The organism is Mesorhizobium sp. M1004 (assembly GCF_040318795.1).
Taxonomy (GTDB): Bacteria; Pseudomonadota; Alphaproteobacteria; order Rhizobiales; family Rhizobiaceae; genus Mesorhizobium.
The window spans coordinates 56,683-80,513 of sequence record NZ_JAMYNB010000014.1 but is presented as its reverse complement, the minus strand read 5'-3'; the positions used below and the strand labels follow the sequence as shown (position 1 = coordinate 80,513).

Genomic DNA, 23,831 nt, shown 5'->3' with positions numbered 1-23,831 from the left:
GCAGCAGCGGCGAGGTCATGCAGGCCGGCGGATCATATCCGCCGCCTTCTCGGCGATCATCACCACTGGCGAGGCGGTGTTGCCGGAGACGATGCGCGGCATGATCGAGGCGTCGACGACGCGCAGGCCCTCGACACCGGTCACGCGCAGGTCCGGGCTGACGACGGCGCGGTCATCGATGCCCATCCGGCAGGTGCCGACCGGGTGGAAGATGGTCGTGGCGATCGAGCCGATCTGGTGCAGCAGGTCATCATCGGACTGGTGGGTGAGGCCCGGCAGGATCTCCTCCGGCTGGAAACCGGCAAGCGCCTTGGCGGTCATGATGCTGCGCGCCTGGCGCACCGAGCGCAGCGCGATCTCGCGGTCGCGCACCGTCGAGAGGTAGTTCAGCCGGATATCGGGCTGCACTGCCAGCTCGCGCGTCGTGGCATGCACGGAGCCGAGGCTGTCGGGGCGCAAATTGCAGACCGACATGGTGATTGCCGGGAACGGGTGCAGCGGGTCGCCCAGCCGGTCGGTAGACAAGGGCTGGACGTGGTACTCCAGGTCCGGCGTCGCCATCGACGGATCGGATTTCGAGAACATGCCGAACTGGCTCGGCGCCATCGACATCGGTCCCGAGCGGCCAAAGGCATATTGCAGCGCGATCTTCGCCTTGCCGCTCAGGCTGTTGGCTAGCGTGTTGAGCGTCAGCGCCGACGACACTTTGTAGACAGTGCGGATCTGCAGATGGTCCTGAAGGTTCTCGCCGACATCGGGGCTGGCGTGAACCACATCGATGCCGAGCGCGGCGAGGCGATCCGGCTCGCCGACCCCGGAAAGCTCCAGCAGTTTCGGCGTGTTGATCGAACCGGCGGTCAGCAGCACCTCGCTCCTGGCCTTTGCCTCGATGGTTTGGCCGCCGACGCGATAACAAACGCCGATAGCACGCTTGCCCTCGAACAACACCGTCTCGACATGGGCGTTGACGACCAGCCTGAGGTTCGGCCGTCGCAGCGCCGGGCGCAAGAATGCCTTGGCTGTGTTCCAGCGCACGCCCTTGCTCTGGTTGACTTCGAAGAAGCCGGACCCCTCATTGTCGCCGTCGTTAAAATCCTCGCGCGGCATGATGCCGAATTCCTTGGCCGCCTCCTGCACGGTGTTCAGGATCGGCCAGGACAGGCGTTGCCGCGCCACTTTCCATTCGCCGCCGGAACCGTGCAGCTCGGTCTTGCCGCCATGATGGTCCTCGGATTTGAGGAAATAGGGCAGCACATCGTCCCAGCCCCAGCCGACATTGCCCATCTGCCGCCAGCCATCATAGTCCGCCGCCTGTCCCCGCATGTAGATCATGCCGTTGACCGAGGTGCAGCCGCCCAACACCTTGCCCCGGGGATAGAGCAGCGAGCGGCCGTTCAGGCCGGCTTCGGGGGCAGTCTTCATCATCCAGTCGGTGCGCGGATTGCCGATGCAATAGAGATAGCCGACGGGGATGTGCACCCAGTGGTAATTGTCGCTGCCGCCGGCCTCGAGCAGCAGCACGCGCGTCGCCGGGTTTTCGCTCAGCCGATTGGCCAGCACGCAGCCCGCCGTGCCTGCGCCGACGATGATGTAGTCGTAGTCGCCATCGAGCCGTTGGGTCATTGCGGTGGTTTACTCGGCGGTGTTCTACTCGGTTCTGCCGCCTGTTCGGCCCAGAACGATCGCAGCGTATCGGCAAGGCCGCAATAGGCGCGACAACGCCTGTTGTAATGGTCCTGCATGGCCGGGTTCGGACGATAGGCGGCGCTTGACCGGGTCATGGCGTCGACGCCGGCCTCGTAGTCGGCGAACAGGCCGGCCGCGACCCCGGCGCCGATCGCCGCACCGAGTGCGCCGGTCTCGCGTGCTTCAGGGACGGTGATCGGCACGCCAAGCCCGTCGGCGAAGATTTGCGGCCAGTGCTCGCTGCGCGAACCGCCGCCGGACAGCACCGCCTTGTCGAAGCTGACACCGGCGTCCTTCAGGACATTGATGTGGCGCCGGTGCTCGAACATCACGCCCTCGAACAGCGCGCGCAGCATATGGCCTTCCCTATGCCAGCCGGCGAGGCCGTAGAAGCCGGCGCGGAACTCCGCCCCTTGTCCCGACCCGTAGAGAAACGGGTGGAACATCGGATCGTCCCAGGTTGGCGTCACCGCGCCGACAGCCGCGTTGCAGTGGCCGAACGGATCGTCATAATGGGCACCGCGCTCGACGCGAAGTCGGCGTTATCGCTAAGCGGTTGCATCATTAGTGCCCGTGACGAGCGACCTGAACCCAGGACGCCCGATCTCGGCGTCTGGATGATTAGGGGGCCAGCTCTGTTTTCTCATCAGATACAATTCTTGCGTGTTGAAGCAACGCCGGAGTTCTCCTATCGTCGCCGCAATTTTCGGGGGAATTCGACATGCCTTTCCTGATTGCTATTCTCGGCGTGCTGGGAGCCGGGGCGTTCTGGTGGTATCGCATGAAGGCCATGAACGAAGCCGCGCGCGAGGTCGCCGACGTCGTCGGCCGCGTCCAGGGCAACATAAGGCGCAAGAAGCTGCGCAAGCAGGCGGCGCTGTCGCCGCTGACGGCGATCGACGATCCGGTGGTGGCGGCAGCAACGCTGATCATGGCAATCGCGGCGGAGCATGGTCAGATCCTGCCGAAGCGCGAAACGGTTATCCGCGAGGTGATCTCGCAGATTGCGGACAACCAGAAGAAGACCGATGAAGCCGTCGTCTACGCCAAATGGGCCGCGGCGCAGATCGACGATACGACGATCGTCATCGACAAGCTGGCGCCCTTCCTGCGCGAGCGCCTCGATCCCCACGAGCGCGAAGATCTGCTGCAGATGCTGGATCGTGTTGCCAAGAGCGGCGAGCAGAGTTTCAAGGTCGCCGACCAACGCATGCTGCGACTGCGGCAGAAGCTGGGGTTTGAGGTCAACTGAGAAACAGCCCGGGCCGCATGTCATTCTGGATAGCGAGCGTGGTAGGATCGGCTGCCGCTTACCTTATCGGCTCTACGCCTGCCGGCTACCTGGCGGGGAAACTGCTTAAGGGCATCGATATCCGGGAGCACGGCTCCAAGTCCACCGGTGCGACAAATGTATTGCGCACACTCGGGAAATGGCCAGCATTGGTGGTGCTTCTGGTGGACGTGCTGAAAGGGGCGGCAGCGGTCATCTTTGCCCGTTGGTTTTGTTTCTGGTCTTCCGCAACGCCGCCGTCGGCAATATTGATATGCCCGTTTGGGCTCCTTGGGTTGTATGCCTGGCCGGACTCGCTGTTTTGCTTGGGCATAGCCGTTCGATCTGGCTGAATTTCACCGGCGGCAAATCGGCTGCGACGGGGTTGGGTGTTTTGTTGGCGATGTCCTGGCCTGTGGGTCTAGGCGCGGCGACGGCATTTGCCGTGGTGTTGGCAGTTTCCCGAATTGTGTCCCTGAGTTCGATGCTGGCGGCGCTCACCGCGATCGCCCTCGTCGGCGGCATGGAGCAACCATTGCCCTACCGGTTGCTGGTCATCGCCGGCGGCATCTACGTGATCGTGCGCCACCGCGCCAACATTGCGCGGCTGATGTCAGGAGCCGAGCCGCGTCTATGACAAAGCGGCACTCATTCCCGGCCTAAATCGCCTCACCCTTGAGCAGCCGTGGTGTGCCGTTGGACAACCCCGACGCCTGGCGGATGAAGAACTCCTTCAGCCTGGGCATCCGTTCGACAAGGCCGAGGCCTATGTCGCGGAGCTGGCGCAGCGGGCCGATGTCGTTGGAAAACAGCCGGTTCAGCACATCTGTGGTGACGCCCATCTGCACCGTGTCGAAGCGGCGCCATTGCTGGTAGCGCTCGAGCACGTCGAGCGCGCCGATATCCTGTCCCAAGCGATCGGCCTCGACCACCACTTCAGCAAGGGCCGCCACATCCTTGAAGCCGAGATTGAGGCCCTGGCCGGCGATCGGGTGGATGCCGTGCGCGGCGTCGCCGGCAAGTGCTACGCGCGGGGCGACGAAGGCGCGCGCGATGGTCAGGCCGAGCGGCCAGGCGCGCGGCTTGTCGGTGACGCGGATTTCGCCGAGCTTCAGGCCGAAGCGCAATTCAAGCTCCTGCTCGAAGACGAGGTCGTCGCCCGAGACCAGCTTTTCGGCATCCTCGGAACGTTCGACCCAGACCAGCGACGAACGGTTGGTGCCGTCCTCGGTCGGCTTGAGCGGCAGCGTTGCAAACGGGCCGGCCGGCAGAAAATGCTCTTCGGCGCGGCCATTGTGCGGGCGCTCATGCGCCACCGTGCAGACGATGCCGGACTGGCCATATTCCCATTTCACCGTCTTGATGCCGGCCATGTCGCGCAATTTGGAATTGACGCCGTCGGCGGCGACCAGCAGCCGCGCCTCAATCGCCGCGCCGTCGGCCAGATGCACGGTGATGCCGGCGCCATTGCCGTCGAACGATGCGACCGCGACACCTTCGATGATGTCGATGCCGAGCTTTTGCGCGCGGCGGCGCAAGGCGCTGTTCAGGTCCTTGTTGGCGACCATGTGGGCGAACGGTTCGCCCGGCGCGACCTCGCCATCGAAGGTGAGAAACACCGGACGCACCGGATCGGCGGTGCGCGAATCGGTGACGATCATCTCGGTGATCGCCTGCGATTGCCCGACGATTTCCTGCCAGACGCCGAGCTGGTCGAGCATGCGGCAGGCGGCGGCGGCGATCGCCGAGGCGCGGCGGTCCTTCTGCCAGACGCCGGCGGGGGCAGCATCAACGACCGCCACGGCGAGGCCCGGCCGCGCCTGTTTCAGCGACACGGCGGCGGCGAGGCCGACATAGCCGGCGCCAGCGACCAGCACGTCGAGCGGGGTTTTTGCGTCCGGGTTGCGGTTCGCCATGTCAATTCCCTCCGAAGTCTCCACCATCCCCGCCCACTGGGGCATTCCGGCCTTGACTGCCCGCCATTCCTGTTGGAAACCGCCATAGCATCTTACGGCGAGGTCACGAAGCATGACGGCGGCCATGGACGAGCTTCTCAGCATTCTCGACCTCGAGCAGCTGGAACACAATCTGTACCGTGGTCGCAGCCCCAAGCTCGACTGGCAGCGCGTTTTCGGCGGCCAGACCATCGCCCAGGCGCTGGTCGCCGCGCAGCGCACCGTCGAGCCCGAGCGCCACGTGCATTCGCTGCACGGCTATTTCATGCGGCCCGGCGACACCAAGGTGCCGATCGTCTACGAGGTCGACCGCATCCGCGATGGCGGCTCCTTCGCCACGCGGCGCGTGGTGGCGATCCAGCACGGCCAGGCGATCTTTTCGCTGGAAGCCTCGTTCCAGCAGGACGAGGTTGGCCTTGAGCATCAGCTGCCGATGCCGCGCGACGTGCCGCCGCCCGACAGCCTGTTGTCGCAGCGCGAATTGCTGGGCAAGTTCGGCGAGGCGGTGCCGGACGGCATCAAGCGCTACTGGGAGCGTGACCGGCCGATCGAGATGAAGCCGGTGATGCTGAAGCATTACACCAGCCGCGAAAAGCTGGAGCCGCAGCAGAACATCTGGATCCGCACCACCGGCCCGGTGCCGGCCGACCGCGGCATCCAGGCGGCGGTGCTTGCCTACCTCTCCGACATGACGCTGCTCGACACCTCGACCTTTGCGCACGGCCGCGCCATTTTCGACCGCGACATCCAGGCGGCGAGCCTCGACCATGCGATGTGGTTCCATCGCAGCCATCCGCTCGATGACTGGATCCTGTACACGCAGGACAGCCCGTCGACGCAGGGGTCGCGCGGCTTCACCCGCGGCTCGCTGTTTGCCCGCGACGGCACGCTGATCGCCTCGGTTGCCCAGGAAGGCCTGATCCGGCTGAAGCGGCCGCCTGCGGAATAGGCATTTTCGAAAAATTGCCTACTTTTTAATCAGTGACTGTCCGTTGACAGTGCGCACCGTGGCGCCGGGACTCGAGCGATCCGTTTATTTACAATGAGTTAACACCCTGCTTCGGCAACTGGCACGGAGCTTGAATCCTGTTGGGCACTCTCCGGGCTTTTTGGGATCGGTGAAGGTGTGCAAACGCGGGGGACCGCAACAGCAAAGGGTGAAACCTTATGAAAATCGTGATGGCAATCATCAAGCCGTTCAAGCTCGACGAGGTGCGCGAAGCACTCACCGCCGTCGGCATCCAGGGCCTGACCGTCACCGAAGTCAAAGGCTACGGGCGTCAGAAGGGACACACGGAAATCTATCGCGGGGCGGAATACGCGGTCAGTTTCCTGCCGAAGATCAAGATCGAAGTCGCGGTTAGCACAGACTTGGTCGACAAGGCCGTCGAAGCCATCACGGCGGCGGCCAAGACCGGCCAGATCGGCGACGGCAAGATCTTCGTCTTCGGCATCGATCAGGCGGTGCGCATCCGTACCGGCGAAACAGACACCGACGCACTTTGAGCGGCGAACACGTATTCCAATGGAGAGTTCAATGAATATACCTTCCACCTTGAAGTCAGTGGCACGCTCCGCGCTGCTGGGCTCCTTAGCGCTCGGAGCATTGGGCACGGTTGCTGCCTTCGCGCAGGAGGCGGCTCCCGCCGTCGCGGCGGCAGCGCCAGCAGCGCCGGCTTTTACTGTCGACAAGGGCGACACCACGTGGATGATGATTTCCACCGTGCTGGTGCTGTTGATGACCATTCCCGGCCTTGCGCTTTTCTACGGCGGCCTGGTTCGTACCAAGAACATGCTGTCGGTGCTGATGCAGGTCTTCACCATCACCAGCGTGGTCATGATCATCTGGGTCTTCTACGGCTACAGCCTCGCCTTCACCCCGGGCAACGCCTTCGTCGGCGGCCTTTCGAAGATGTTTCTCTCCGGCGTCAACGTATCGACGCTTTCGGAAACCTTCAGCAAGGGCGTCGCCATTCCTGAACTGGTGTTCGTCGTCTTCCAGATGACCTTCGCCTGCATCACGCCCGCCCTGATCGTCGGCGCATTCGCCGAACGCGTCAAATTCTCCGCCTTGATCCTTTTCGTTATCCTATGGGTGACGTTAATCTACTTCCCGATCGCGCACATGGTCTGGTTCTGGGGCGGCCCGAGCGCCTATGCCGACCCGTCCGGCCTGATCTTCAGCTTCGGCGCCATCGACTTCGCCGGCGGCACGGTCGTTCACATCAATGCGGGCATTGCCGGTCTCGTCGGCGCGCTGATGATCGGCAAGCGCATCGGCTACAAGAAGGACATCATGGCGCCGCACTCGATGACGCTGACCATGGTCGGCGCTTCATTGCTGTGGGTCGGCTGGTTCGGCTTCAACGCCGGTTCGAACCTCGAAGCGAACGCCTATGCGGTGCTGGCGATGATCAACACCTTCGTCGCCACGGCGGCGGCGGCAGTGGCCTGGATCGTGCTTGAATCGCTGCTGCGCGGCAAAGCCTCCATGCTCGGCGCTGTTTCGGGCGCGGTCACCGGCCTCGTCGCGATTACGCCGGCTGCAGGTTTTGCCGGCCCGATGGGCGCTATCGTGCTTGGCATCGTCGCCACCTTCGTCTGCTACTTCTTCGTCTCGGTGGTGAAGAACACGTTCGACTATGATGACAGCCTCGATGTCTTCGGCGTCCACTGCGTCGGTGGCATCATCGGTGCGCTCGGCACTGGCATTCTGGTCAATCCCGCCCTCGGCGGCGCCGGCATCGTCGACTATTCGACGGCCGACTTCGCCGCCGGCTATGCCGGCACGGCCACGCAGCTCCTGGCGCAGGGCAAAGGCGTCCTGGTAACTCTGCTGTGGTCGGGCATCGGCAGCGCAATCCTCTACAAGGTCGTCGACTTGATCATCGGTCTGCGTCCGACAGCCGACGCCGAGCGCGAAGGCCTCGACCTGACTTCGCATGGCGAAGCGGCCTACCACTCGTAAGCCTTGCGGGGCGGCTCGGCCGCCCCGCATTCTCCCATCCCGTCGTGACGCTCCCGAAAGGAGTTCACGCTTTGAGGCCCGGGTCATTCCGGGCCTCTCTTTTTGGCAACCGTGCTGGCAGGCCTCGGTCCCTGCGCAATCACGTTCTAGTGATGGCCGCCGGCGGGGAGACGTCGACCGGATTGGTTCTGAACTGTTGAGACTGCCTACAGTGGAGTGAGCAAGATCGTGGCTCCGGCTGCCGTATAGTTAATGCGGCCTTAACTTCCCCCCGATAGTCTGACATCCGAATCTGCCGGAGTGCGTCATGCGCCCGGCCAGTCCATGACAGACGGGGAACGAAGCATGCGTTCAGGGGCTTCAGCACCGCTCGCGCTAACCGATACGGGGCACGGCATCCAGGCATTCGCGCGGCGCCAGGTCGGGCGGCTGGTCGGCGCCGGCCTGTTTGCGCTGGTCGCCTTTGGCGTCGCGGCGCTGGCGACCTGGAACGTCGCCGATCCCAGCTTCTCGCACGCCACCGACAACATCGTCACCAACGCCATGGGCTATGCGGGCGCGGTATTCTCCGACCTCGCCATGCAGTTCTTCGGCCTTGCCGCGGTTGCCGCCCTGGTGCCGGCGGTGATCTGGGGCTTTCTTCTGTTTTCGGCGCGCGGCGTCGACAGGCTGCCGAAGCGCGGCCTTGCCTGGTTCGGCTTCGCGCTGCTCGCGGCGGCGATGGCCGGCTGCGTGGTGCCGCCCAAGACGTGGCCGTTGCCGACCGGCCTCGGTGGCGTGTTCGGCGACATGGTGCTCAATATTCCGGGCCTGGTCATTGGCGGCTACCCGACCGGCATCGTTGCCAGCATCATTGCCATGGTGCTCATTGCGCCGGCGCTGTGGCTGTTTGCCTATGGCTCGGCGCTGATTGCGCGCAAGAACGGCTTTGCCGTCATGGAGCGCACCGCGGAGCCCGATCCCCGAGAGGACGACCTGCTCTTCGACGAAGACGAGGATGAGGGCGACGAGGGGATACTGGCGCTCGGCGCCGTTACCCACTGGTGGCTGTCTTTCCGCGCCTGGATGCATCGCCGGGCTGTGCGCCGCCAGCAGGAGCGCGACGAGTTCGAGCCGGAGATGGAGCAGCGCTCCACCGCATGGCGCCGCGCCGCCGAACGGGTCGAATCGGCGGAATTCGCCGAAGCGCGGATGAGCCCGGATGGCCGCGCCCGCGTCGAGCCGGAATTCTTCGCCGCCATGGTCAATGACCGCAGCGTTTCCGTCGATCCGGACGATGACGACGTCCTCGATGCCGGTTTCGACAATGGCGACGAGGAGGTCGAACTCGACGACGAGCCGGTCCAGCGCCGTGCCGCGCCGAACGCCAAGGTGCAGAACTTCCGGTCAGATGCGGCGACCCGCGTCGCCGCACCTGCGCCGCGTCCCGCTCCCGGCGCGCGCGTCCAGCGCGAGGCGCAGACCTCGCTGATCGGCTCGGAAACATTCGAAATGCCGTCGCTGCATTTCCTGTCGGAGCCGAAGAACGTGGTGCGCGACGCCAGCCTGTCCAAGGACGCGCTGGAGCAGAATGCGCGCCTGCTCGAAGGCGTTCTGGAGGATTTCGGCGTCAAGGGCGAGATTATCGCGGTACGGCCCGGCCCCGTCGTCACGCTCTATGAACTGGAACCGGCGCCCGGCATCAAATCGTCGCGCGTCATCGGCCTGTCCGACGACATCGCCCGCTCGATGAGCGCGATTGCCTGCCGCGTCGCCGTGGTGCCCGGCCGCAACGCCATCGGCATCGAATTGCCGAATGCCAAGCGCGAGACCGTCTATCTCCGGGAGATCCTGGCCAGCCGCGATTTCGAGACGACCAAGTCCAAGCTGGCGCTGGCGCTGGGCAAGACCATCAATGGCGAGGCGGTGATCGTCGACATCGCCAAGATGCCGCATGTGCTGGTCGCAGGCACCACCGGCTCCGGCAAGTCCGTCGCCATCAACACCATGATCCTGTCGCTGCTCTACAAGCTGACGCCGCAGGACTGCCGGCTGATCATGATCGACCCGAAGATGCTCGAACTTTCCGTCTATGACGGCATCCCGCACCTTCTGACGCCGGTGGTCACCGACCCGAAGAAGGCCGTGGTGGCGTTGAAATGGACGGTGCGCGAGATGGAGGACCGCTACCGCAAGATGTCCAAGGTCGGCGTGCGCAACATCGACGGCTTCAACGCGCGCGTGCAGTTGGCTGAAAAGAAGGGCGAAAAAATCTCGCGCACCGTGCAGACCGGCTTCGACCGCCAGACCGGCGAGGCGATCTACGAGACCGAGAACCTCGATCTCGAGCCAATGCCCTACATCGTCGTCATCATCGACGAAATGGCCGATTTGATGATGGTCGCCGGCAAGGACATCGAAGGCGCGGTGCAGCGCCTGGCACAGATGGCGCGCGCGGCCGGCATCCATGTCATCATGGCGACGCAACGTCCGTCGGTCGACGTCATCACCGGCACCATCAAGGCCAATTTCCCGACCCGTATCTCCTTTCAGGTGACGTCGAAGATCGACAGCCGCACCATTCTGGGCGAGCAGGGCGCCGAGCAGCTGCTCGGCATGGGCGACATGCTGTACATGGCCGGCGGCGGCCGCATCCAGCGCGTGCACGGTCCATTCGTCGCCGACGACGAGGTCGAGAAGATCGTCGCCCATCTGAAGCTGCAGGGGGTGCCCGAATATCTCGACGCCATCACCGAGGATGACGGCGAGGACGATGACGAGCCGTCGGGCAAGGGCGGCGCTGGCGGTGGCGGCAACAGCAATTTCGAGGATTCCGACGATCCCTACGACCAGGCGGTCTCGGTCGTGCTGCGCGACGGCAAGGCGTCGACCAGCTATATCCAGCGCCGGCTCGGCATCGGCTACAACCGCGCCGCCTCGATCATCGAGAAGATGGAGAAGGAAGGCATTGTCGGCCCGGCCAACCATGCCGGCAAACGCGAAATCCTGGTGCCGACCGAGGACGACAAGTTCTGATCAGCCGATACGGCCCGGCGGCAACCTTGAACCTTTTGGCGCGTTACAGCGACTGAGCGCTGTCCGGCCCGCCAAACTTAAGTCTAACTGGGGGTCCACGAACTGCAACGAGACACACACCACACGAGAGTGACCGGCATGAAAAACGATCTTTCCGCGATCAGCGATTTCGCTCCAAACCGTCGCCAGTTGCTCGGCCTTGGCCTGATGCTCGCCGGCGCCGCGGCCATCAACGTCGTGCCGGGGTTCCAGCTCTTGGCCTCGGCGCAGGCGGCGGTGCCGCCGACGGCGCAAAAGATCGCCGACCATTTCTCCTCGGTCAAATCGATGAGCGGCGAGTTCGTCCAGTTCGGCCCCAACAACCAGCAGACCGGCGGCAAGTTCTTCCTTGAGCGGCCAGGCAAGATTCGCTTCAACTATGACGGCAAGTCGAATTTCCGGGTGATTTCCGACGGCAAGTCGGTGGTCATCCTCAACAAGCGGCTGAAAACGTCCGATCTCTATCCGTTGTCGAAGACACCGCTGAAGCTGTTGCTCGACACCAAGATCGACCTCTCGGGCGGCCGCGTCAAATCGATCAAGGAAGAGAGCGACCTCACCACCATCCAGCTTGCCGACAAGTCGGTGTTCGGCAATTCGAAGATCACCATGATGTTCGATCCGAAATCCTATGATCTGCGCCAGTGGACCATCACCGACGCGCAGGGCAAGGACACCACGGTGATGATCTACAACACCAAGGAAGGCGTCAGCTTCCCTGCGGATACGTTCGCCATCGACTATACGGCGAACCGCGAGCTGAATACCAACCACCGCTAGATCCGGTCAGGCCGGCCTGCAAATGGCGATCTCCTGCGCTTCCGGCGCTCACGTGGTTTAAGTACGCTCCGCTCCGGTTCTCGGAGACCACCATTTTCGACTCGGCCTGACCTGAATCAGGGCCGCCGCCCGCAAAGGCTGGCTTGTTTTTGTGGCGCTCGGCTGGCAGTAGATCGGTGACCTTGTTCGGATCGCCGCATGCCCTTCTCCATCGCCACCTGGAACATCAACTCCGTGCGCCTGCGCATGCCGATCGTCGAGCGGCTGCTGACGGAGCAGGCGCCCGATGTGCTTTGCCTGCAGGAGACGAAGGTTCCCGACGAGCTGTTTCCGGAAAAGGCGTTCCGCAAGGCCGGCTACGAGCACATCGCCTTCCATGGCCAGAAGGGCTATCACGGCGTTGCGACGGTGGCGCGGCGGCCGATCGAGATTGTCGAGAAACGGCGCTTCTGCGAGATCGATGACAGCCGGCACCTGTCGGTCAAGGTGCAGGCCGGCGGCAAGGCAATCCTGGTCCACAATTTCTACGTGCCGGCCGGCGGCGACGAGCCCGATCCGGAGATCAACCGCAAGTTCCGCCACAAGCTCGATTTCGTTGCCGAGATGAACGCCATCCACGCCGCGCATGACGAGGTGTCGGCTTCGATCCTGGTCGGCGACCTCAACATCGCGCCGCAGGAGCACGATGTCTGGTCGCACAAGCAATTGCTCAACGTCGTCAGCCACACGCCGGTCGAGACGCAAAATTTCGACGCGATGCGGATCGCCGGCGACTGGGTCGACCTGATGCGGCTCGACGTGCCGCCAGAGCAGAAGCTCTACACCTGGTGGAGCTATCGCGCGCGGGACTGGGAAGCCTCGAACCGCGGCCGCCGGCTCGACCATGTCTGGTCGTCACCGAACCTGGTGCCGAGCTTTGCCGGCTATGAGATCCTGCGAGAGGCGCGTGGCTGGGAGCGGCCCTCGGACCATGTGCCGGTGATTGCGCGGTTCGACCTGGATTAGGCGTGCCGATATTCAGGTGAGGCCGGCCTGCAATGGCCGATACCTGCGCTTCCGGTGCGTACTTTGAGTACGCTCCGCTCCGGTTTTCGGTATCAGCCATTTTCGACTCGGCCTGACCTGAATCTCGACACACCCAAGCGTGAGCGCGGTCGCGGGGACCTACCCGCCAAACCTTGGGGCCAACTTCTCGATGCGGGCGATCATGGCCTGAAAATCATCGAGGATTCGCTGGTGCAGTTTCACCGCCACTTCGGGATATTCCTCCAGGATGCGGCGAAACATCTTGCGGCTCAACCTTATCACTTCCGAATCGGTCTCGGCCGAGGCGCTGGTCAGCCGTCTTGAGTCGGCGATCAGCGCCAGTTCGCTGAGGATCGTGCCGGGGCCGGCGGTGCCGATCGGGATGCGGTCGCCGTCATGCTCGCGGTAGAGCACGATGCGGCCACTGACCACGATATAGGCTGAGTCGGCTTCGTCATCCTCGCGGTACAGCTTGCGGTCGGCCTGCAGATGGGTGGCTTCGGCGCCGAAGGCGAGCAGGCGCAGCTGTTCCTGCGTGAAACCCTCAAAGAGCTTCACGGCGGACAGGATGCGGATGTCGTCATCCAGCGCCATCTCTAGCTGCGTCCCCGAACGGTCAGTCCAATCCCTCCCTTAGAGCGCCGCGCGTCCAATTGGACGCGCAAAGGACGCTCTAACACTTCAATCTGCGCAGCGGGCCGATCCAGGCTCCCCCAGCCGGATCCTCCCCGAAACAGTCCCGCCCCGACCGCTTATTGAACAATGAAAAGTTTAAGGAACCAGCTTGTAGCCGCCGCTTTCTGTCACAAGAATTTCAGCATTGGAAGGATCGCGCTCGATCTTCTGGCGCAGCCGGTAGACGTGAGTTTCCAGCGTGTGCGTGGTGACGCCGGAATTGTAGCCCCACACTTCCTCGAGCAGGACGTCGCGCGTCACCACCTTCTGGTCGGCTCGATAGAGATATTTGATGATCGAGGCTTCCTTCTCGGTCAGCCGCACCTTGCCGCCGCGCTGGTCGATCAGAAGCTTCTGGCTGGGCTTGAACGTGTAGGGCCCGACCGAAAAGGTGGCGTCCTCGCTCTGCTCGTGCTGGCGCAGTTGTGCGCGGATGCGGGCGAGCAGCACGGCGAAGCGGAACGGCTTGGTGACATAGTCGTTGGCGCCCGCCTCGAGGCCCAGAATCGTGTCGGAATCGGTATCGTGGCCGGTCAGCATGATGATCGGCGCCTTGTAGCCGCCCTTGCGCAGGATCTTCACCGCCTCGCGGCCATCCATGTCGGGCAGTCCGACATCCATGATGAGCAGGTCGATGAGCCCGCCGCGCGCCGCGGCGACGCCTTTGGCGGCGGTCGCTTCCTGCAAGACGTCGAATTCTTCGTAAAGGGCCAGTTGCTCGACGAGGGTTCCGCGCAGGTCGTCATCATCGTCAACGATCAGAATGGTACGTGATGTCATGGATCAATCCATTGTTTTGAAAAGAATTTTCAGTTGACCGCCTCCCATTTATGCGGAAGCTGACCGGCGCAACAGTCCGATCACAGTGATTTGTTCCGTGACACGATCATACAAGAAAAAACGCGATCGCAATGCAGCCGGCGCAATTTTGCCGAAAAGGCTGCGTGTGCTGGTGGTTCGGGCGAGGCCGGGCAACCCCAGCCAGGGGATATTGCAGGCCGGCAGCAAGGTGTTTGCCTGTGCGCTCGGACGCGGCGGCATCTCGGCCAATAAGCGCGAAGGCGACGGTGCGACGCCGCTTGGCGAGATGCGGATTTTGTCAGGATATTTTCGGGGCGATCATTTCGCGGCCGGCCGCAAAACCCAGCTGGCGATGGCGCCGATCGGCGCCGATCTCGGCTGGTGCGAGGTGCCGGACGACCGCAACTACAACCGGCCGGTGAAAATCCCCTATGGCGCCAGCCATGAGCGAATGCGGCGCGACGACCGCCTCTATGATGCCTGCCTTGTGCTCGACTGGAACATGGCGCCGCGCCGGCGCGGCCGCGGCAGCGCCATCTTCTTCCATCTGGCGCGCCCAGGCTTCACACCGACGCAAGGCTGCGTGGCGGTGACAGCGCGGACAATGGCGCGGCTGTTGCCGCTGGTGTCGGACCGGACGGTGGTGAGGGTGGTGAGGTAGGGAGTAGGGAGTAGGAAGTAGGAAGTAGGAAGTAGGAAGTAGGAAGTAGGAAGTAGGAAGTAGGAAGTAGGAAGTAGGAAGTAGGAAGTAGGAAGTAGGAAGTAGGAAGTAGGGAGTAGGATGGTCTCGGCGTCGTTTCAATCCTTCACTACTCACTACTCACTACTCACTACTCACCATTGCCTAACGCCTTCTCGGCTTCTGCCACCCAGTGTCCAGCAATCCAAGCCGGCCGAGTTCCCGGTCCACGGCCCGCGTCACGTCCTTGCGCTGCGCGCCGACATCGCGCAGTTGGCGATCCGAAAGGTCCTCCACGTCCTGGCGCGGCAGGTTGATGGCGACTTTCGCCTGGCGAAGCCAGTCCGTTACGGCATGCAACCAGTTCGAGCGAGCTGCTGGCGAGTTCAAAACGAAGATGGACATGATGCGCTCCGTGTTCCGCCGGATATCAAATCCGGCTTGATGGTGTTTCGATGGATGCATCATGCCGCATTGAAATCCATGCGAGAAACGAGTAGTTCTTTTCGGATCGTCAAGTTTTATTTGAGGATACGGGGATGTCCCGTCTGTTGCCCGGAACGCGCGCGCTGAGGACTCTGGAAGCCGCCGCCCGCCACCTCAATTTCACCCGCGCTGCCGACGAGCTCGGGCTGACGCCGGCGGCGGTCAGCCACCAGATCAAGGAAATCGAGGATCAGCTCGGGCTGGTGCTGTTCACGCGAACCAGTCGTACCATCCGGTTGACCGAGGCAGGTACGGTGCTGTTCGAGGCCTCGATCGATGCGCTCGACCTGCTCAACCGGGCGGTGTCGCGGGCGCGCAAGCTGACGCGCGGCACGGCATTGCTGAAGGTGACGCTCGACGCGCAGTTCGCGTCAAAATGGCTGATGCGGCGCGTCGACGATTTTCGCAAACTTCAGCCCAGTATCGAGCTGAGGTTCGACATCGGCTACGAAGTGCGCGATTTCGAACTCGACGACGTCGATGTCGGCATCCGGTTCGGGGTCGGCAAGTATCCGGGGCTTCGCGCCCATCGCCTGTTCGACAACATCCTCATTCCGGTGTGCAGCCCGAGCCTGCTGACCTCCGGCCCGCCGCTGCGCGAACCGCGCGACCTCTTCAACCACACGCTTGCCCATATCGAATGGTCGCGCCAAGGCGTGACATGGCCGAACTGGCGCATGTGGATGGCGGCGGCCGGCATCAACGATTTCGACGACAGTCGGACTATCGTGTTTGGAACCTCTACCGATGCCGTGCAGGCGGCGCTCGACGGCAATGCCGTGGCGCTCGCCGAGTTCGCCATGGTGGCAAACGACCTTTCCCAGGGAAGGCTGGTGCAGCCCTTTGAACTCGGTCTGCGCGTGGGGCCGGAGTTCGGCTACTTCCTGGTCTATCCCGAGAGCACTGCCAACGATCCGCGCATCATCGCTTTCCGCGAATGGATCCTCGACGAAGTCGCCAGGACGCAGACCTGACGACTTCTGCAGGCCTCAGCTGGCGACGACCGGCGCCCCGAACCAGCCGATCACCGCGCCGATGATCAACAGCACGCCGAGCCAGTGGCCGCCGTCGATCAGGGTCAGGTCCCAGCCGAAATTCTCATAGCGATGGTTGGCCATCAGCGTCGTGGCGACGAAACCCAGCCAGAGGACGAAGCCGAAGACCAGCCCTGCGACAAGGACCGGCTCGCCGCCGGTCATCGCGCCGACGACCAAGGCCAAGACCAGCGCCATGATCAGCTCGGCGATGAAGGAGATGATGAAGGGCAATATGGATTTCTTTGACGTTGACGGATCGATCCTGGCCGCCCTCATCCAAGGCTTGCTGAGGGCCGTGTACCAGACGGCGCCAAACAGCCACGCCGCGACGGCCGCGACAACCACCGCCAGCCAGTTCACCACTGAAAAATCCATAAAGTCCTCCCCTCAAGCATGCAGCCCAAAGCCTGACGGTTCTGGGATAACGACATGCGTATTCTTCAAATCAATGCGCGATGGAACGCCTGTTCGGCAATGCCGTCAAGCGAAGCGCCACACCGTGGTGCGCTTGACCAGGGCGTCCTCCAGCGCCCGCGTCACCGCCACTTCGTAGACTGCGAGCGGCTCCAGTCCCGCCTTCGGCATGTAGGAGCGGCCCGGATCGCCGACGAGGATGTCAGCGCCGCGCGCCTTCAGTGTCGAAAACCACGGCATCAGCGTGTCGGCGAAGGATTTGTCGTAGAAGACGTCGCCGGCCAGCACCACGTCCCAGCCGGCGTCGGTGCCGATGCAGTCCGTGCCGCAAAAGTCGATGGCAACGCCATTGGCCTCTGCGTTGAGGCGGATCGCCGTTTCGCAGAACGGGTCGATGTCGGCGGCGATCACCTGCGCCGCACCCGCCTTGGCGGCGGCGATGGCGACAAGGCCGGAGCCGGAGGCGAAGTCGAGCACGCGTTTGCCCCGCACATCCGACGGATTGTCCAGCACGTAACGGGCAAGGCCCTGACCGCCGGCCCAGGCAAAGGCCCAGAACGGCGGCGGCAGGCCGATTTCAATCAGCTCGTTCTCCGTGCGCTGCCAGAGGTCATGCGCTTCTTCGGCAAGATTGAGGACAATCTCCGGCACATGCGGCGGCGACATAAGCGCCGTGTTGTCGAGAATGAACTTTTTCGCGCTGTTCGGCGTGAGGACCGTCACGGAGCCGGCGTCAGGCCGCCCATGCGGCAGACTTCCTTCCATTCGGCCGGCGTCACCGGCTGTACGGAAAGCCGTCCAAGCCGCACCAGCGCCATCTCGGCAAGCTTCGGATTGGCCTTGACCTGCTCCAGCGTCGGCGGGTTCGGCACGTCCTTGAAGGCGCGGATGTCGACGCATTCCCAGCGCGGATCGTCGGTGGTGGTATCCTGATGGGCAAGCGCGCAGACCTCGGCAATGCCGACGACGTTCAGCCCCTCATTGGAGTGATAGAAGAAGCCGAGATCGCCGATCTGCATCGCCTTCATGTTGTTGCGCGCTGCATAGTTGCGCACGCCGTCCCACTGCGTGCCGGCCTTGCCCTTGGCCTTCAGCGCCTCGAAGGAGAAGACCGAAGGTTCGGATTTGAACAGCCAGTAGTTCATGTCTTTGCACCAACTACTATTTTTTGCGCAATTCCGGACGGAAAACCGTTACACAATTTTCCTGGGATCGCTCTAGGCGCCGCCGGAACTAACTAGCCGCCGGCTTGTTGAAGGTCCAGTTCCACTGGCGGATTTCGACACTTTCGAACAGCCCGGCCTTGGCATAGGGGTCGGCAGCCGACAGCGCCTGCGCACCGGCGAGGTCGGGCGCTTCCACGACGACGAGGCTGCCATTGGGCTTGCCCTCGGCGTCGAGGAACGGGCCGGCAAAGGCCAGTTTGTTGTCGGCGTTCAGGCGTTCGAGAAAGGCGACGTGGACCGGCCGCGTATCGACCCGCACCTGCAGGCTGCCCGGCTTGTCCTTGCAAATCAACGCAAACAGCATGTTAAACTCCGGTTTGTTTGGGGATCAGAGGTCGGTTTCGGTTTTCAGGGGTCGCGTCATCAGCGCGGACACAGCCTGCCGAATGGTGATCGTGCCGTCCAGTATCGCCGACACCGCAGCGATGATCGGCGCGTCGATGTGGCGCTCGGTGGCGATGCGGGCGGCGATCGCCGCCGTCGGCACGCCTTCGGCGAGCGGCAGTCCGGCCAAGGGCTTGCCTTGCCCCAGCGCCAGCCCATAGGCGAAATTGCGCGACTGGGCCGAAGAGCAGGTGAGCAAAAGGTCGCCGAGGCCGGAAAGCCCCATCAGCGTCTCCGGCTTGGCGCCGAAGGATGCCCCGATGCGGCGCAGTTCGACGAAGCCGCGTGTCACCATGGCGGCCTGCGCGCTGGCGCCGAGCCCAGCGCCGGTGACGGCGCCAGCGGCAATGGCGAAGACATTCTTCAAAGCGCCACCAATCTCGACGCCGATCAAATCGTCGCTGGAATAGCAGCGCAGATTCTGCGCCGAAAAGCGCGCGGCAAGCTCGGCCGCCAAGGCGTCGTCGGGGGAAGCAACCACGACAGCGGTCGGCAGACCCCTGGCCACATCGGCGGCAAAGCTCGGACCGGACAAGGCCGAAACCGGAGTTTCGGGCAGGATCTCACCAACGATCGCCGACAGCAGCGCGCCGGTGTCGCGCTCGATGCCTTTGGCGCAGAGAACCAGCGGGATGCCTTTCGGCATATGGGGCTTTGCCGTCGTCAGCATGGCGCGCAGCGCCTGCGCCGGCGCCACGGCCAGCGCGCAATCGGCATCGGTCAGGGCCGTGCTGATATCGCTCGTCGCCGCAATGCCTGTTTCAATGGCGATGCCGGGGAGATAACGCGGGTTCTCGCCGCGGCGGATCGCGGAAACCGTCTCTTCGTCGCGGGCGTAGAGCCGGACATCGTGACCGGCGCGCAGCATCGCCAGCGCCAGCGCCGTGCCCCAGGCGCCGCCGCCAAGCACGGCAACGCGCCAGCCGGTCTTGTCCCTGCCGCTTGTCTTGCCGGCGCTCATGCTTTCGCTCCACGCCGGCCGGAGCCGACCATCGGCGCCGAAATGCTGTCCAGCGGCCAGCGCGAACGCGGCACGAAATCGAAGCCGTTCTCTTGCGACAAGCCTGCCCGCAACCGCTCGATCCCGGCCCAGGCGATCATCGCCGCATTGTCGGTGCAAAGCTTCAGCGGCGGCGCGACAAAGGCGAAGCCGGCCTCGGCGCACTGCTTCTGCAGCGTCGCCTTGATCGCTCTGTTGGCGGCGACGCCACCGGCAACGACCAGCGCCGGCTCGGCCTTGTCCGGAAATTCGTCACGGAAGCGGGCCAGCGCGCGGGCCACGCGGTCGCCAAGTGCGTCGGCTACCGCCGCCTGGAACGAGGCGCAGATGTCGGCGACATCCTGCTCGCTTAGCGGCTGGATGGCGGTCGCCGCCTGGCGCACGGCGGTCTTGAGGCCGGAGAAGGAGAAATCGGGCTGCGCCGAGCCCCTCATCGGCCGCGGAAAGGCAAAGCGCGTCGCATCGCCCGACATTGCCGCCTTTTCGACGTTCGGGCCGCCGGGATAGGGCAGGCCGAGCATTTTGGCCGTCTTGTCGAAAGCTTCGCCGAGCGCGTCGTCGATGGTCGTCGCCCAGCGCTGGTAGTCGCCAACGCCGCGCACGGCGACGATCTGGGTGTGGCCGCCGGAAACCAGCAGCAGCAAATAGGGAAAGTCGAGCCCGTCGGTCAGCCTTGCGGTCAGTGCGTGGCCTTCGAGATGGTTGATGGCGATCAGCGGCTTGCCGGCGGCCGCTGCAATCGCCTTGGCCGTCATCAGGCCGACGATCAGCCCGCCGACCAGGCCGGGGCCGCCAGTGGCGGCAATGGCGTCGATGTCGGCCAGGGCTACGCCCGAATCCGCAAGAGCGGCCTCGACAATGCCGTCCAGCGCCTCGACATGGGCGCGCGCGGCGATCTCCGGCACGACGCCGCCGAAGGCGGCGTGCTCCTCGATCTGGCTGAGCACGATGTTGGACGCAATCACCGGCACGGAATCGCCTTCCAGCGTCACCACGCTGGCGGCGGTCTCGTCGCAACTCGTCTCAATGCCCAGAACGCGGATCAATTCGTCGCTGTCTCCAGAGATTGTGTCGCCGGACTTTCCTAGTTAGAGGGAGTGCCGGAAACGCAAAGCCAGCCGGGGGTTATCACGGACCGCGCGCCATGCAAACTTTGAAAATCGGAACACGCGGCAGCCCGCTGGCGCTCGCCCAGGCGCATGAAACGCAGGCGCGGCTGATGGAAGCGCACGGCATGCCGGCGGAAGCCTTCGAGGTCGTCGTCATTTCGACCAGCGGCGACCGCATCCAGGACCGGCCGCTGTCGGAAGCCGGCGGCAAGGGCCTGTTCACCAAGGAAATCGAAGAGGCGCTGCTGGCCGGCACGATCGATATCGCCGTGCATTCCTCCAAGGATATGCCGACAGTGCTGCCGGACGGGCTGGAGCTGTCCGCCTTCCTGCCGCGCGAGGATGCGCGGGACGCCTTCATCGGAAAGGCGGTGAAGCGCATTGTTGATTTGCCGCAAGGCGCCAAGGTCGGGTCGTCTTCGCTCAGGCGCCAGGCGCTGATCCGGCGCATGCGGCCGGACCTAGGCGTGGTCATGTTCCGCGGCAATGTGCAGACCAGGCTGCGCAAGCTGGAGGAAGGCGTCGCCGAAGGCACGATCCTCGCTTATGCCGGGCTGAAGCGGCTCGGGCTCGGCCATGTCGTCACCGATCTGATGCCGCTCGATGCTTTTCCGCCGGCGCCGGGACAAGGCGCAATCGGCATCGAAACCCGCATCGGCGACAGCGAGGTCGAAAAGATGCTGGTGGCCATCCATGATGTGCCGACAGGCCAGGCGCTGGCCTGTGAGCGCGCCTTCCTGGCGGCGCTCGACGGCTCCTGCCGCACGCCGATCGCCGGCTATGCGACGATCTCGGGCGGCAGGCTGGTTTTCGCCGGGCTGATCATTTCGCCCGATGGCACGCAATCGCATGAGGTCAAGGCCGAAGGCTTGGCGCTGGATGCCGCTGACATCGGCACGGACGCGGCCAGGATGGTGCGGGTCAAAGCGGGCGAAACCTTCTTCGACGGCTGGGTCTGACATGCGTGTCCTGGTGACGCGACCGCAGCCCGGGGCGTCGCGAACCATGCGGCGGCTGCAGGAATTGGGATTTGAGCCTCTCCTTCTGCCACTGACCGAAACGGTGACACTGCCGGTTGGCGCCGATGCTGCGTGCGACAATGCCGTGGCCGTCGCTGTGACCAGCGCCAATGCCGTGCGGCATGCGCCGAAAGAACTCATTCGTGCGCTCGCCGCCTTGCCTTGCCATGCCGTCGGACGCAGGACGGCTGAAGCGGCACGTTCGGCAGGGTTCTTGTCGGTCAGCGAAGGGGCGGGCGACGCCGAGCGGCTGGCCGAGGCGATTGCCGCCGGCCTTTCCGGCAAGGCGGTCGTCTATCTCACAGGGCGCGTGCGGTTTCCGCCCTTCGAGGCGCGGCTGCGAAATGCCGGCGTCGAGGTCCGCACCGTCGAAACTTACGACACGATTTCGCTCGATTATTCCGATGCTGAAACCCGTACACGCCTGTCCGACAAGGCGGTCGACGCGGTGCTGCTCTATTCAGCCAAGGCGGCGGCAGCGTTGCAGGCCTTGACCAACAGGGCGGGGCTGCGCGATCTCTTTGAAAACATGCAGGCTTTTGCGCTCTCCGAGCGCGTGGCAGCGGCATTTGACAATGCCGCCGGCAAAAAAATACGCATGGCGCGGGAACCGCAGGAGGAGGCGCTGCTTGAGCTGTTGCACCGCGGCGACTGAGCCCCGTGTCATCACGCCGCCCCTTTTCACCTGATGATGATGTGCTAGACCATTTTTCAAACCATCACGCGCCGTCGGGCGCCCAGACGAAGCAGGATTGCGGAGCCCAGGCATGGTCAAGACGCCGAAGATGCGACATTCGAAAAGCCGCCGCGAGCCGGTGACCATCGAACTCGAACCCGGCGCTGTCTCGCGCATTGCCGATGCGGATGCCGCCAAGACGGATGTCGCCAACTCGGATGACGTCGGGGCCCCGGCAGAATCGGTTGCGGCCGAGGATGCGGCTGCCATGGCCAATGCGCAGCCGGAGACGCCTGACGAGCCCGTTCATGCCGATCAAGCCGATCTCGAGCCGTGGGAGCACTCCGACGCCGCGGCGCAGGCCGCTCCCGAAAGCGCCGATGCCAAGGCGTCCACCCAGGCGGAGCAGCCTTACCCCACCGCTTCGGATGCGCCACCGCGCGCCAGAACCTCCGACTACAGTTTCGAGGATGCCTCGCCCAAGCCGGGTGCACCCAAGGAAACCCCAAGGACAGCCGGGAACCAGCCCATGGCCGCGCAACCGAAGCGCACGAGCGGCATTGCCGCCGGCATCATCGGCGGTGTCATCGCGCTGGCTGCCGCCGGCGGGCTGCAGTTTGCCGGCGTGCTTGGCGCTCCGGGCTCAGGGGCGGGCACGGTCTCGCTCGACGGCGTCAATGGCGAGATCGCTTCGCTGAAGCGCGAAATCGCCGACCTCAGGGAAGCCAGCGGCAATGGCGCCGCAACGGCCAAGGTCGACGGGCTGTCTTCGGCGCTGGATCAGGTCAAGGCCGATGTCGCATCGCTGAAATCGGCGGTCGAAAAGGGCGGCGCCGGCGACAATGCCGGGCTTGCCGCGCTTGGCGACAAGGTCAAGCAGATCGAGACCGCGGTCGCCGCCCTTGGCCAGGCCGGTGGTGCAGCGCCCGTCGATCTCGCGCCGCTCAATGAAAGACTGGCGGGCCTCGACGCACTGGTGAAATCGGCCGGCGAGGCAGCCAAGGCGCAGGAAGGCAAGATCGCCGCGCTGGAGCAGTCGGTGATGCAGCTCGCCGGCAAGGTCGATGCGCAGGCCTCGCAGCCAAAGATCGCGATGGCCATCGCCGCTTCGGCCTTGAAGGCGGCGCTTGACCGCGGCGCGCCGTTCGCCGCCGAGTTGGAGACCTTCGCGGCGATCTCGCCCGATGCACCGCAGATTGCAGCGCTGCGCCCCTACGCTGAAAAGGGCGTCCCGACCCGCACCGAGATCGCCGGCGAGGCCGACGCCGCGGCCAATGCGATGGTCGCGGCGGCGACGCCGGTCGATGAAAATGCCGGCTTCTTCCAGAACCTTTTGTCGAGCGCCGAATCGCTGGTCAAGGTCCGGCCGATCGGCGCCGTCGAAGGCGCCGGCGCGCCGGAAACCGTGGCGCGCATCGAAGTGGCGGTCAACCAGGGCGACTACGCCAAGGCGCTCAGCGAATACGCAACGCTGCCGGATGCGGTCAAGGCTGCCGGCGCCGACTTTGCCGGCAAACTGAAGGCGCGCATCGACGTCGAGACGCAGGTCGACGCGCTGATTGCAGGTGCGATGAAGGCATGAGGAC

General features: G+C 64.2%; 23 protein-coding genes and 2 pseudogenes. 13 read left to right on the top strand and 12 right to left on the bottom strand.

The features are described from left to right. Positions 1 to 15: 15 nt before the first annotated feature. Both NKH54_RS25740 and NKH54_RS25735 read right to left on the bottom strand, forming a co-directional pair. Positions 16 to 1,623: a GMC family oxidoreductase gene (locus NKH54_RS25740; RefSeq protein WP_023730234.1), complete on the bottom strand. Its 1,608-nt coding sequence runs from the start codon at positions 1,621 to 1,623 to the stop codon at positions 16 to 18. Then, positions 1,620 to 2,210: pseudogene (locus NKH54_RS25735) on the bottom strand (FGGY-family carbohydrate kinase); the annotation flags it as partial. The gene NKH54_RS25740 and the pseudogene NKH54_RS25735, both read right to left, overlap by 4 nt. A gap of 197 nt (positions 2,211 to 2,407) precedes the next feature. Here NKH54_RS25735 and NKH54_RS25730 point away from each other — a divergent pair. Next, positions 2,408 to 2,938, top strand: a complete 531-nt coding sequence (locus NKH54_RS25730) for a hypothetical protein (protein ID WP_353029256.1) — start codon at positions 2,408 to 2,410, stop codon at positions 2,936 to 2,938. 17 nt (positions 2,939 to 2,955) lie between these two features. Further along, positions 2,956 to 3,593: pseudogene (gene plsY, locus NKH54_RS25725) on the top strand (glycerol-3-phosphate 1-O-acyltransferase PlsY). A 22-nt stretch (positions 3,594 to 3,615) separates the two neighbouring features. Here plsY and NKH54_RS25720 read toward each other — a convergent pair. Then, entirely contained in the window at positions 3,616 to 4,872 is a 1,257-nt protein-coding gene (locus NKH54_RS25720) for a ubiquinone biosynthesis hydroxylase (protein WP_023732903.1), read from the bottom strand. Positions 4,873 to 4,984: 112 nt separating this feature from the next. Here NKH54_RS25720 and tesB point away from each other — a divergent pair, with 112 nt between their 5' ends. The 6 genes from tesB (at position 4,985) to xth (ending at position 12,718) form a co-directional block, all read left to right on the top strand. Next, the gene (tesB, locus tag NKH54_RS25715; protein ID WP_023683895.1) at positions 4,985 to 5,860 is read left to right on the top strand and encodes an acyl-CoA thioesterase II; all 876 of its coding nucleotides are present in this window, start codon (positions 4,985 to 4,987) and stop codon (positions 5,858 to 5,860) included. Between the two features lie 218 nt (positions 5,861 to 6,078). Beyond that, the gene (locus NKH54_RS25710) at positions 6,079 to 6,417 is read left to right on the top strand and encodes a P-II family nitrogen regulator (protein WP_023670499.1); all 339 of its coding nucleotides are present in this window, start codon (positions 6,079 to 6,081) and stop codon (positions 6,415 to 6,417) included. Positions 6,418 to 6,448: 31 nt separating this feature from the next. Continuing rightward, positions 6,449 to 7,879 carry an ammonium transporter gene (locus NKH54_RS25705; RefSeq protein ID WP_023670498.1) on the top strand — a complete coding sequence of 477 codons (1,431 nt, stop codon included), beginning with the start codon at positions 6,449 to 6,451 and terminating at the stop codon, positions 7,877 to 7,879. 345 nt (positions 7,880 to 8,224) lie between these two features. Continuing rightward, positions 8,225 to 10,894, top strand: a complete 2,670-nt coding sequence (locus NKH54_RS25700) for a DNA translocase FtsK (RefSeq protein WP_023736792.1) — start codon at positions 8,225 to 8,227, stop codon at positions 10,892 to 10,894. 138 nt (positions 10,895 to 11,032) lie between these two features. After that, positions 11,033 to 11,713 carry an outer-membrane lipoprotein carrier protein LolA gene (locus tag NKH54_RS25695; RefSeq protein WP_023683897.1) on the top strand — a complete coding sequence of 227 codons (681 nt, stop codon included), beginning with the start codon at positions 11,033 to 11,035 and terminating at the stop codon, positions 11,711 to 11,713. Between the two features lie 198 nt (positions 11,714 to 11,911). Continuing rightward, complete coding sequence (xth, locus tag NKH54_RS25690) at positions 11,912 to 12,718, top strand: exodeoxyribonuclease III (protein ID WP_023698380.1); 807 nt, start codon at positions 11,912 to 11,914, stop codon at positions 12,716 to 12,718. A 159-nt stretch (positions 12,719 to 12,877) separates the two neighbouring features. Here the strand turns inward: xth and NKH54_RS25685 are convergent, their stop codons facing one another. Beyond that, positions 12,878 to 13,333 carry a cyclic nucleotide-binding domain-containing protein gene (locus tag NKH54_RS25685; protein WP_023670494.1) on the bottom strand — a complete coding sequence of 152 codons (456 nt, stop codon included), beginning with the start codon at positions 13,331 to 13,333 and terminating at the stop codon, positions 12,878 to 12,880. A 177-nt stretch (positions 13,334 to 13,510) separates the two neighbouring features. Then, positions 13,511 to 14,194 carry a response regulator transcription factor gene (locus tag NKH54_RS25680; RefSeq protein WP_023670493.1) on the bottom strand — a complete coding sequence of 228 codons (684 nt, stop codon included), beginning with the start codon at positions 14,192 to 14,194 and terminating at the stop codon, positions 13,511 to 13,513. A 145-nt stretch (positions 14,195 to 14,339) separates the two neighbouring features. Between NKH54_RS25680 and NKH54_RS25675 the strand changes: the two genes are divergently transcribed. Next, positions 14,340 to 14,876: a L,D-transpeptidase family protein gene (locus NKH54_RS25675; protein ID WP_245264527.1), complete on the top strand. Its 537-nt coding sequence runs from the start codon at positions 14,340 to 14,342 to the stop codon at positions 14,874 to 14,876. A gap of 183 nt (positions 14,877 to 15,059) precedes the next feature. Here the strand turns inward: NKH54_RS25675 and NKH54_RS25670 are convergent, their stop codons facing one another. After that, positions 15,060 to 15,299, bottom strand: a complete 240-nt coding sequence (locus tag NKH54_RS25670) for a hypothetical protein (RefSeq protein WP_023670491.1) — start codon at positions 15,297 to 15,299, stop codon at positions 15,060 to 15,062. Positions 15,300 to 15,433: 134 nt separating this feature from the next. Between NKH54_RS25670 and gcvA the strand changes: the two genes are divergently transcribed. Continuing rightward, entirely contained in the window at positions 15,434 to 16,354 is a 921-nt protein-coding gene (gene gcvA / locus NKH54_RS25665) for a transcriptional regulator GcvA (protein ID WP_023683901.1), read from the top strand. Positions 16,355 to 16,369: 15 nt separating this feature from the next. On the opposite strand, the gene NKH54_RS25660 is transcribed toward gcvA, so the two are convergent. The 6 genes from NKH54_RS25660 to tsaD form a co-directional block, all read right to left on the bottom strand. Continuing rightward, positions 16,370 to 16,792, bottom strand: a complete 423-nt coding sequence (locus tag NKH54_RS25660; protein ID WP_023710206.1) for a DUF1761 domain-containing protein — start codon at positions 16,790 to 16,792, stop codon at positions 16,370 to 16,372. A 105-nt stretch (positions 16,793 to 16,897) separates the two neighbouring features. Beyond that, on the bottom strand, positions 16,898 to 17,596 hold the full coding sequence (locus tag NKH54_RS25655) for a class I SAM-dependent methyltransferase (protein WP_352916006.1): 699 nt from the start codon (positions 17,594 to 17,596) through the stop codon (positions 16,898 to 16,900). Continuing rightward, positions 17,551 to 17,976, bottom strand: coding sequence for an EVE domain-containing protein (locus tag NKH54_RS25650; protein WP_023670487.1), 426 nt, complete (start codon positions 17,974 to 17,976; stop codon positions 17,551 to 17,553). The genes NKH54_RS25655 and NKH54_RS25650 overlap by 46 nt, the downstream gene beginning before the upstream one ends. Positions 17,977 to 18,064: 88 nt before the next feature. Further along, complete coding sequence (locus tag NKH54_RS25645) at positions 18,065 to 18,361, bottom strand: YciI-like protein (RefSeq protein ID WP_023687732.1); 297 nt, start codon at positions 18,359 to 18,361, stop codon at positions 18,065 to 18,067. Between the two features lie 24 nt (positions 18,362 to 18,385). Beyond that, on the bottom strand, positions 18,386 to 19,402 hold the full coding sequence (locus tag NKH54_RS25640) for an NAD(P)H-dependent glycerol-3-phosphate dehydrogenase (protein ID WP_023710204.1): 1,017 nt from the start codon (positions 19,400 to 19,402) through the stop codon (positions 18,386 to 18,388). Further along, entirely contained in the window at positions 19,399 to 20,484 is a 1,086-nt protein-coding gene (gene tsaD, locus NKH54_RS25635) for a tRNA (adenosine(37)-N6)-threonylcarbamoyltransferase complex transferase subunit TsaD (RefSeq protein ID WP_196813837.1), read from the bottom strand. The genes NKH54_RS25640 and tsaD overlap by 4 nt, the downstream gene beginning before the upstream one ends. A gap of 101 nt (positions 20,485 to 20,585) precedes the next feature. Between tsaD and hemC the strand changes: the two genes are divergently transcribed. From hemC to NKH54_RS25620, 3 genes are all read left to right on the top strand, one after another. After that, positions 20,586 to 21,509 carry a hydroxymethylbilane synthase gene (gene hemC / locus NKH54_RS25630; RefSeq protein ID WP_023710202.1) on the top strand — a complete coding sequence of 308 codons (924 nt, stop codon included), beginning with the start codon at positions 20,586 to 20,588 and terminating at the stop codon, positions 21,507 to 21,509. A 1-nt stretch (position 21,510) separates the two neighbouring features. Next, positions 21,511 to 22,224, top strand: coding sequence for a uroporphyrinogen-III synthase (locus tag NKH54_RS25625; protein ID WP_023710201.1), 714 nt, complete (start codon positions 21,511 to 21,513; stop codon positions 22,222 to 22,224). A gap of 112 nt (positions 22,225 to 22,336) precedes the next feature. Next, entirely contained in the window at positions 22,337 to 23,827 is a 1,491-nt protein-coding gene (locus NKH54_RS25620; protein ID WP_023821973.1) for a COG4223 family protein, read from the top strand. The last annotated feature ends 4 nt before the right edge of the window (positions 23,828 to 23,831 follow it).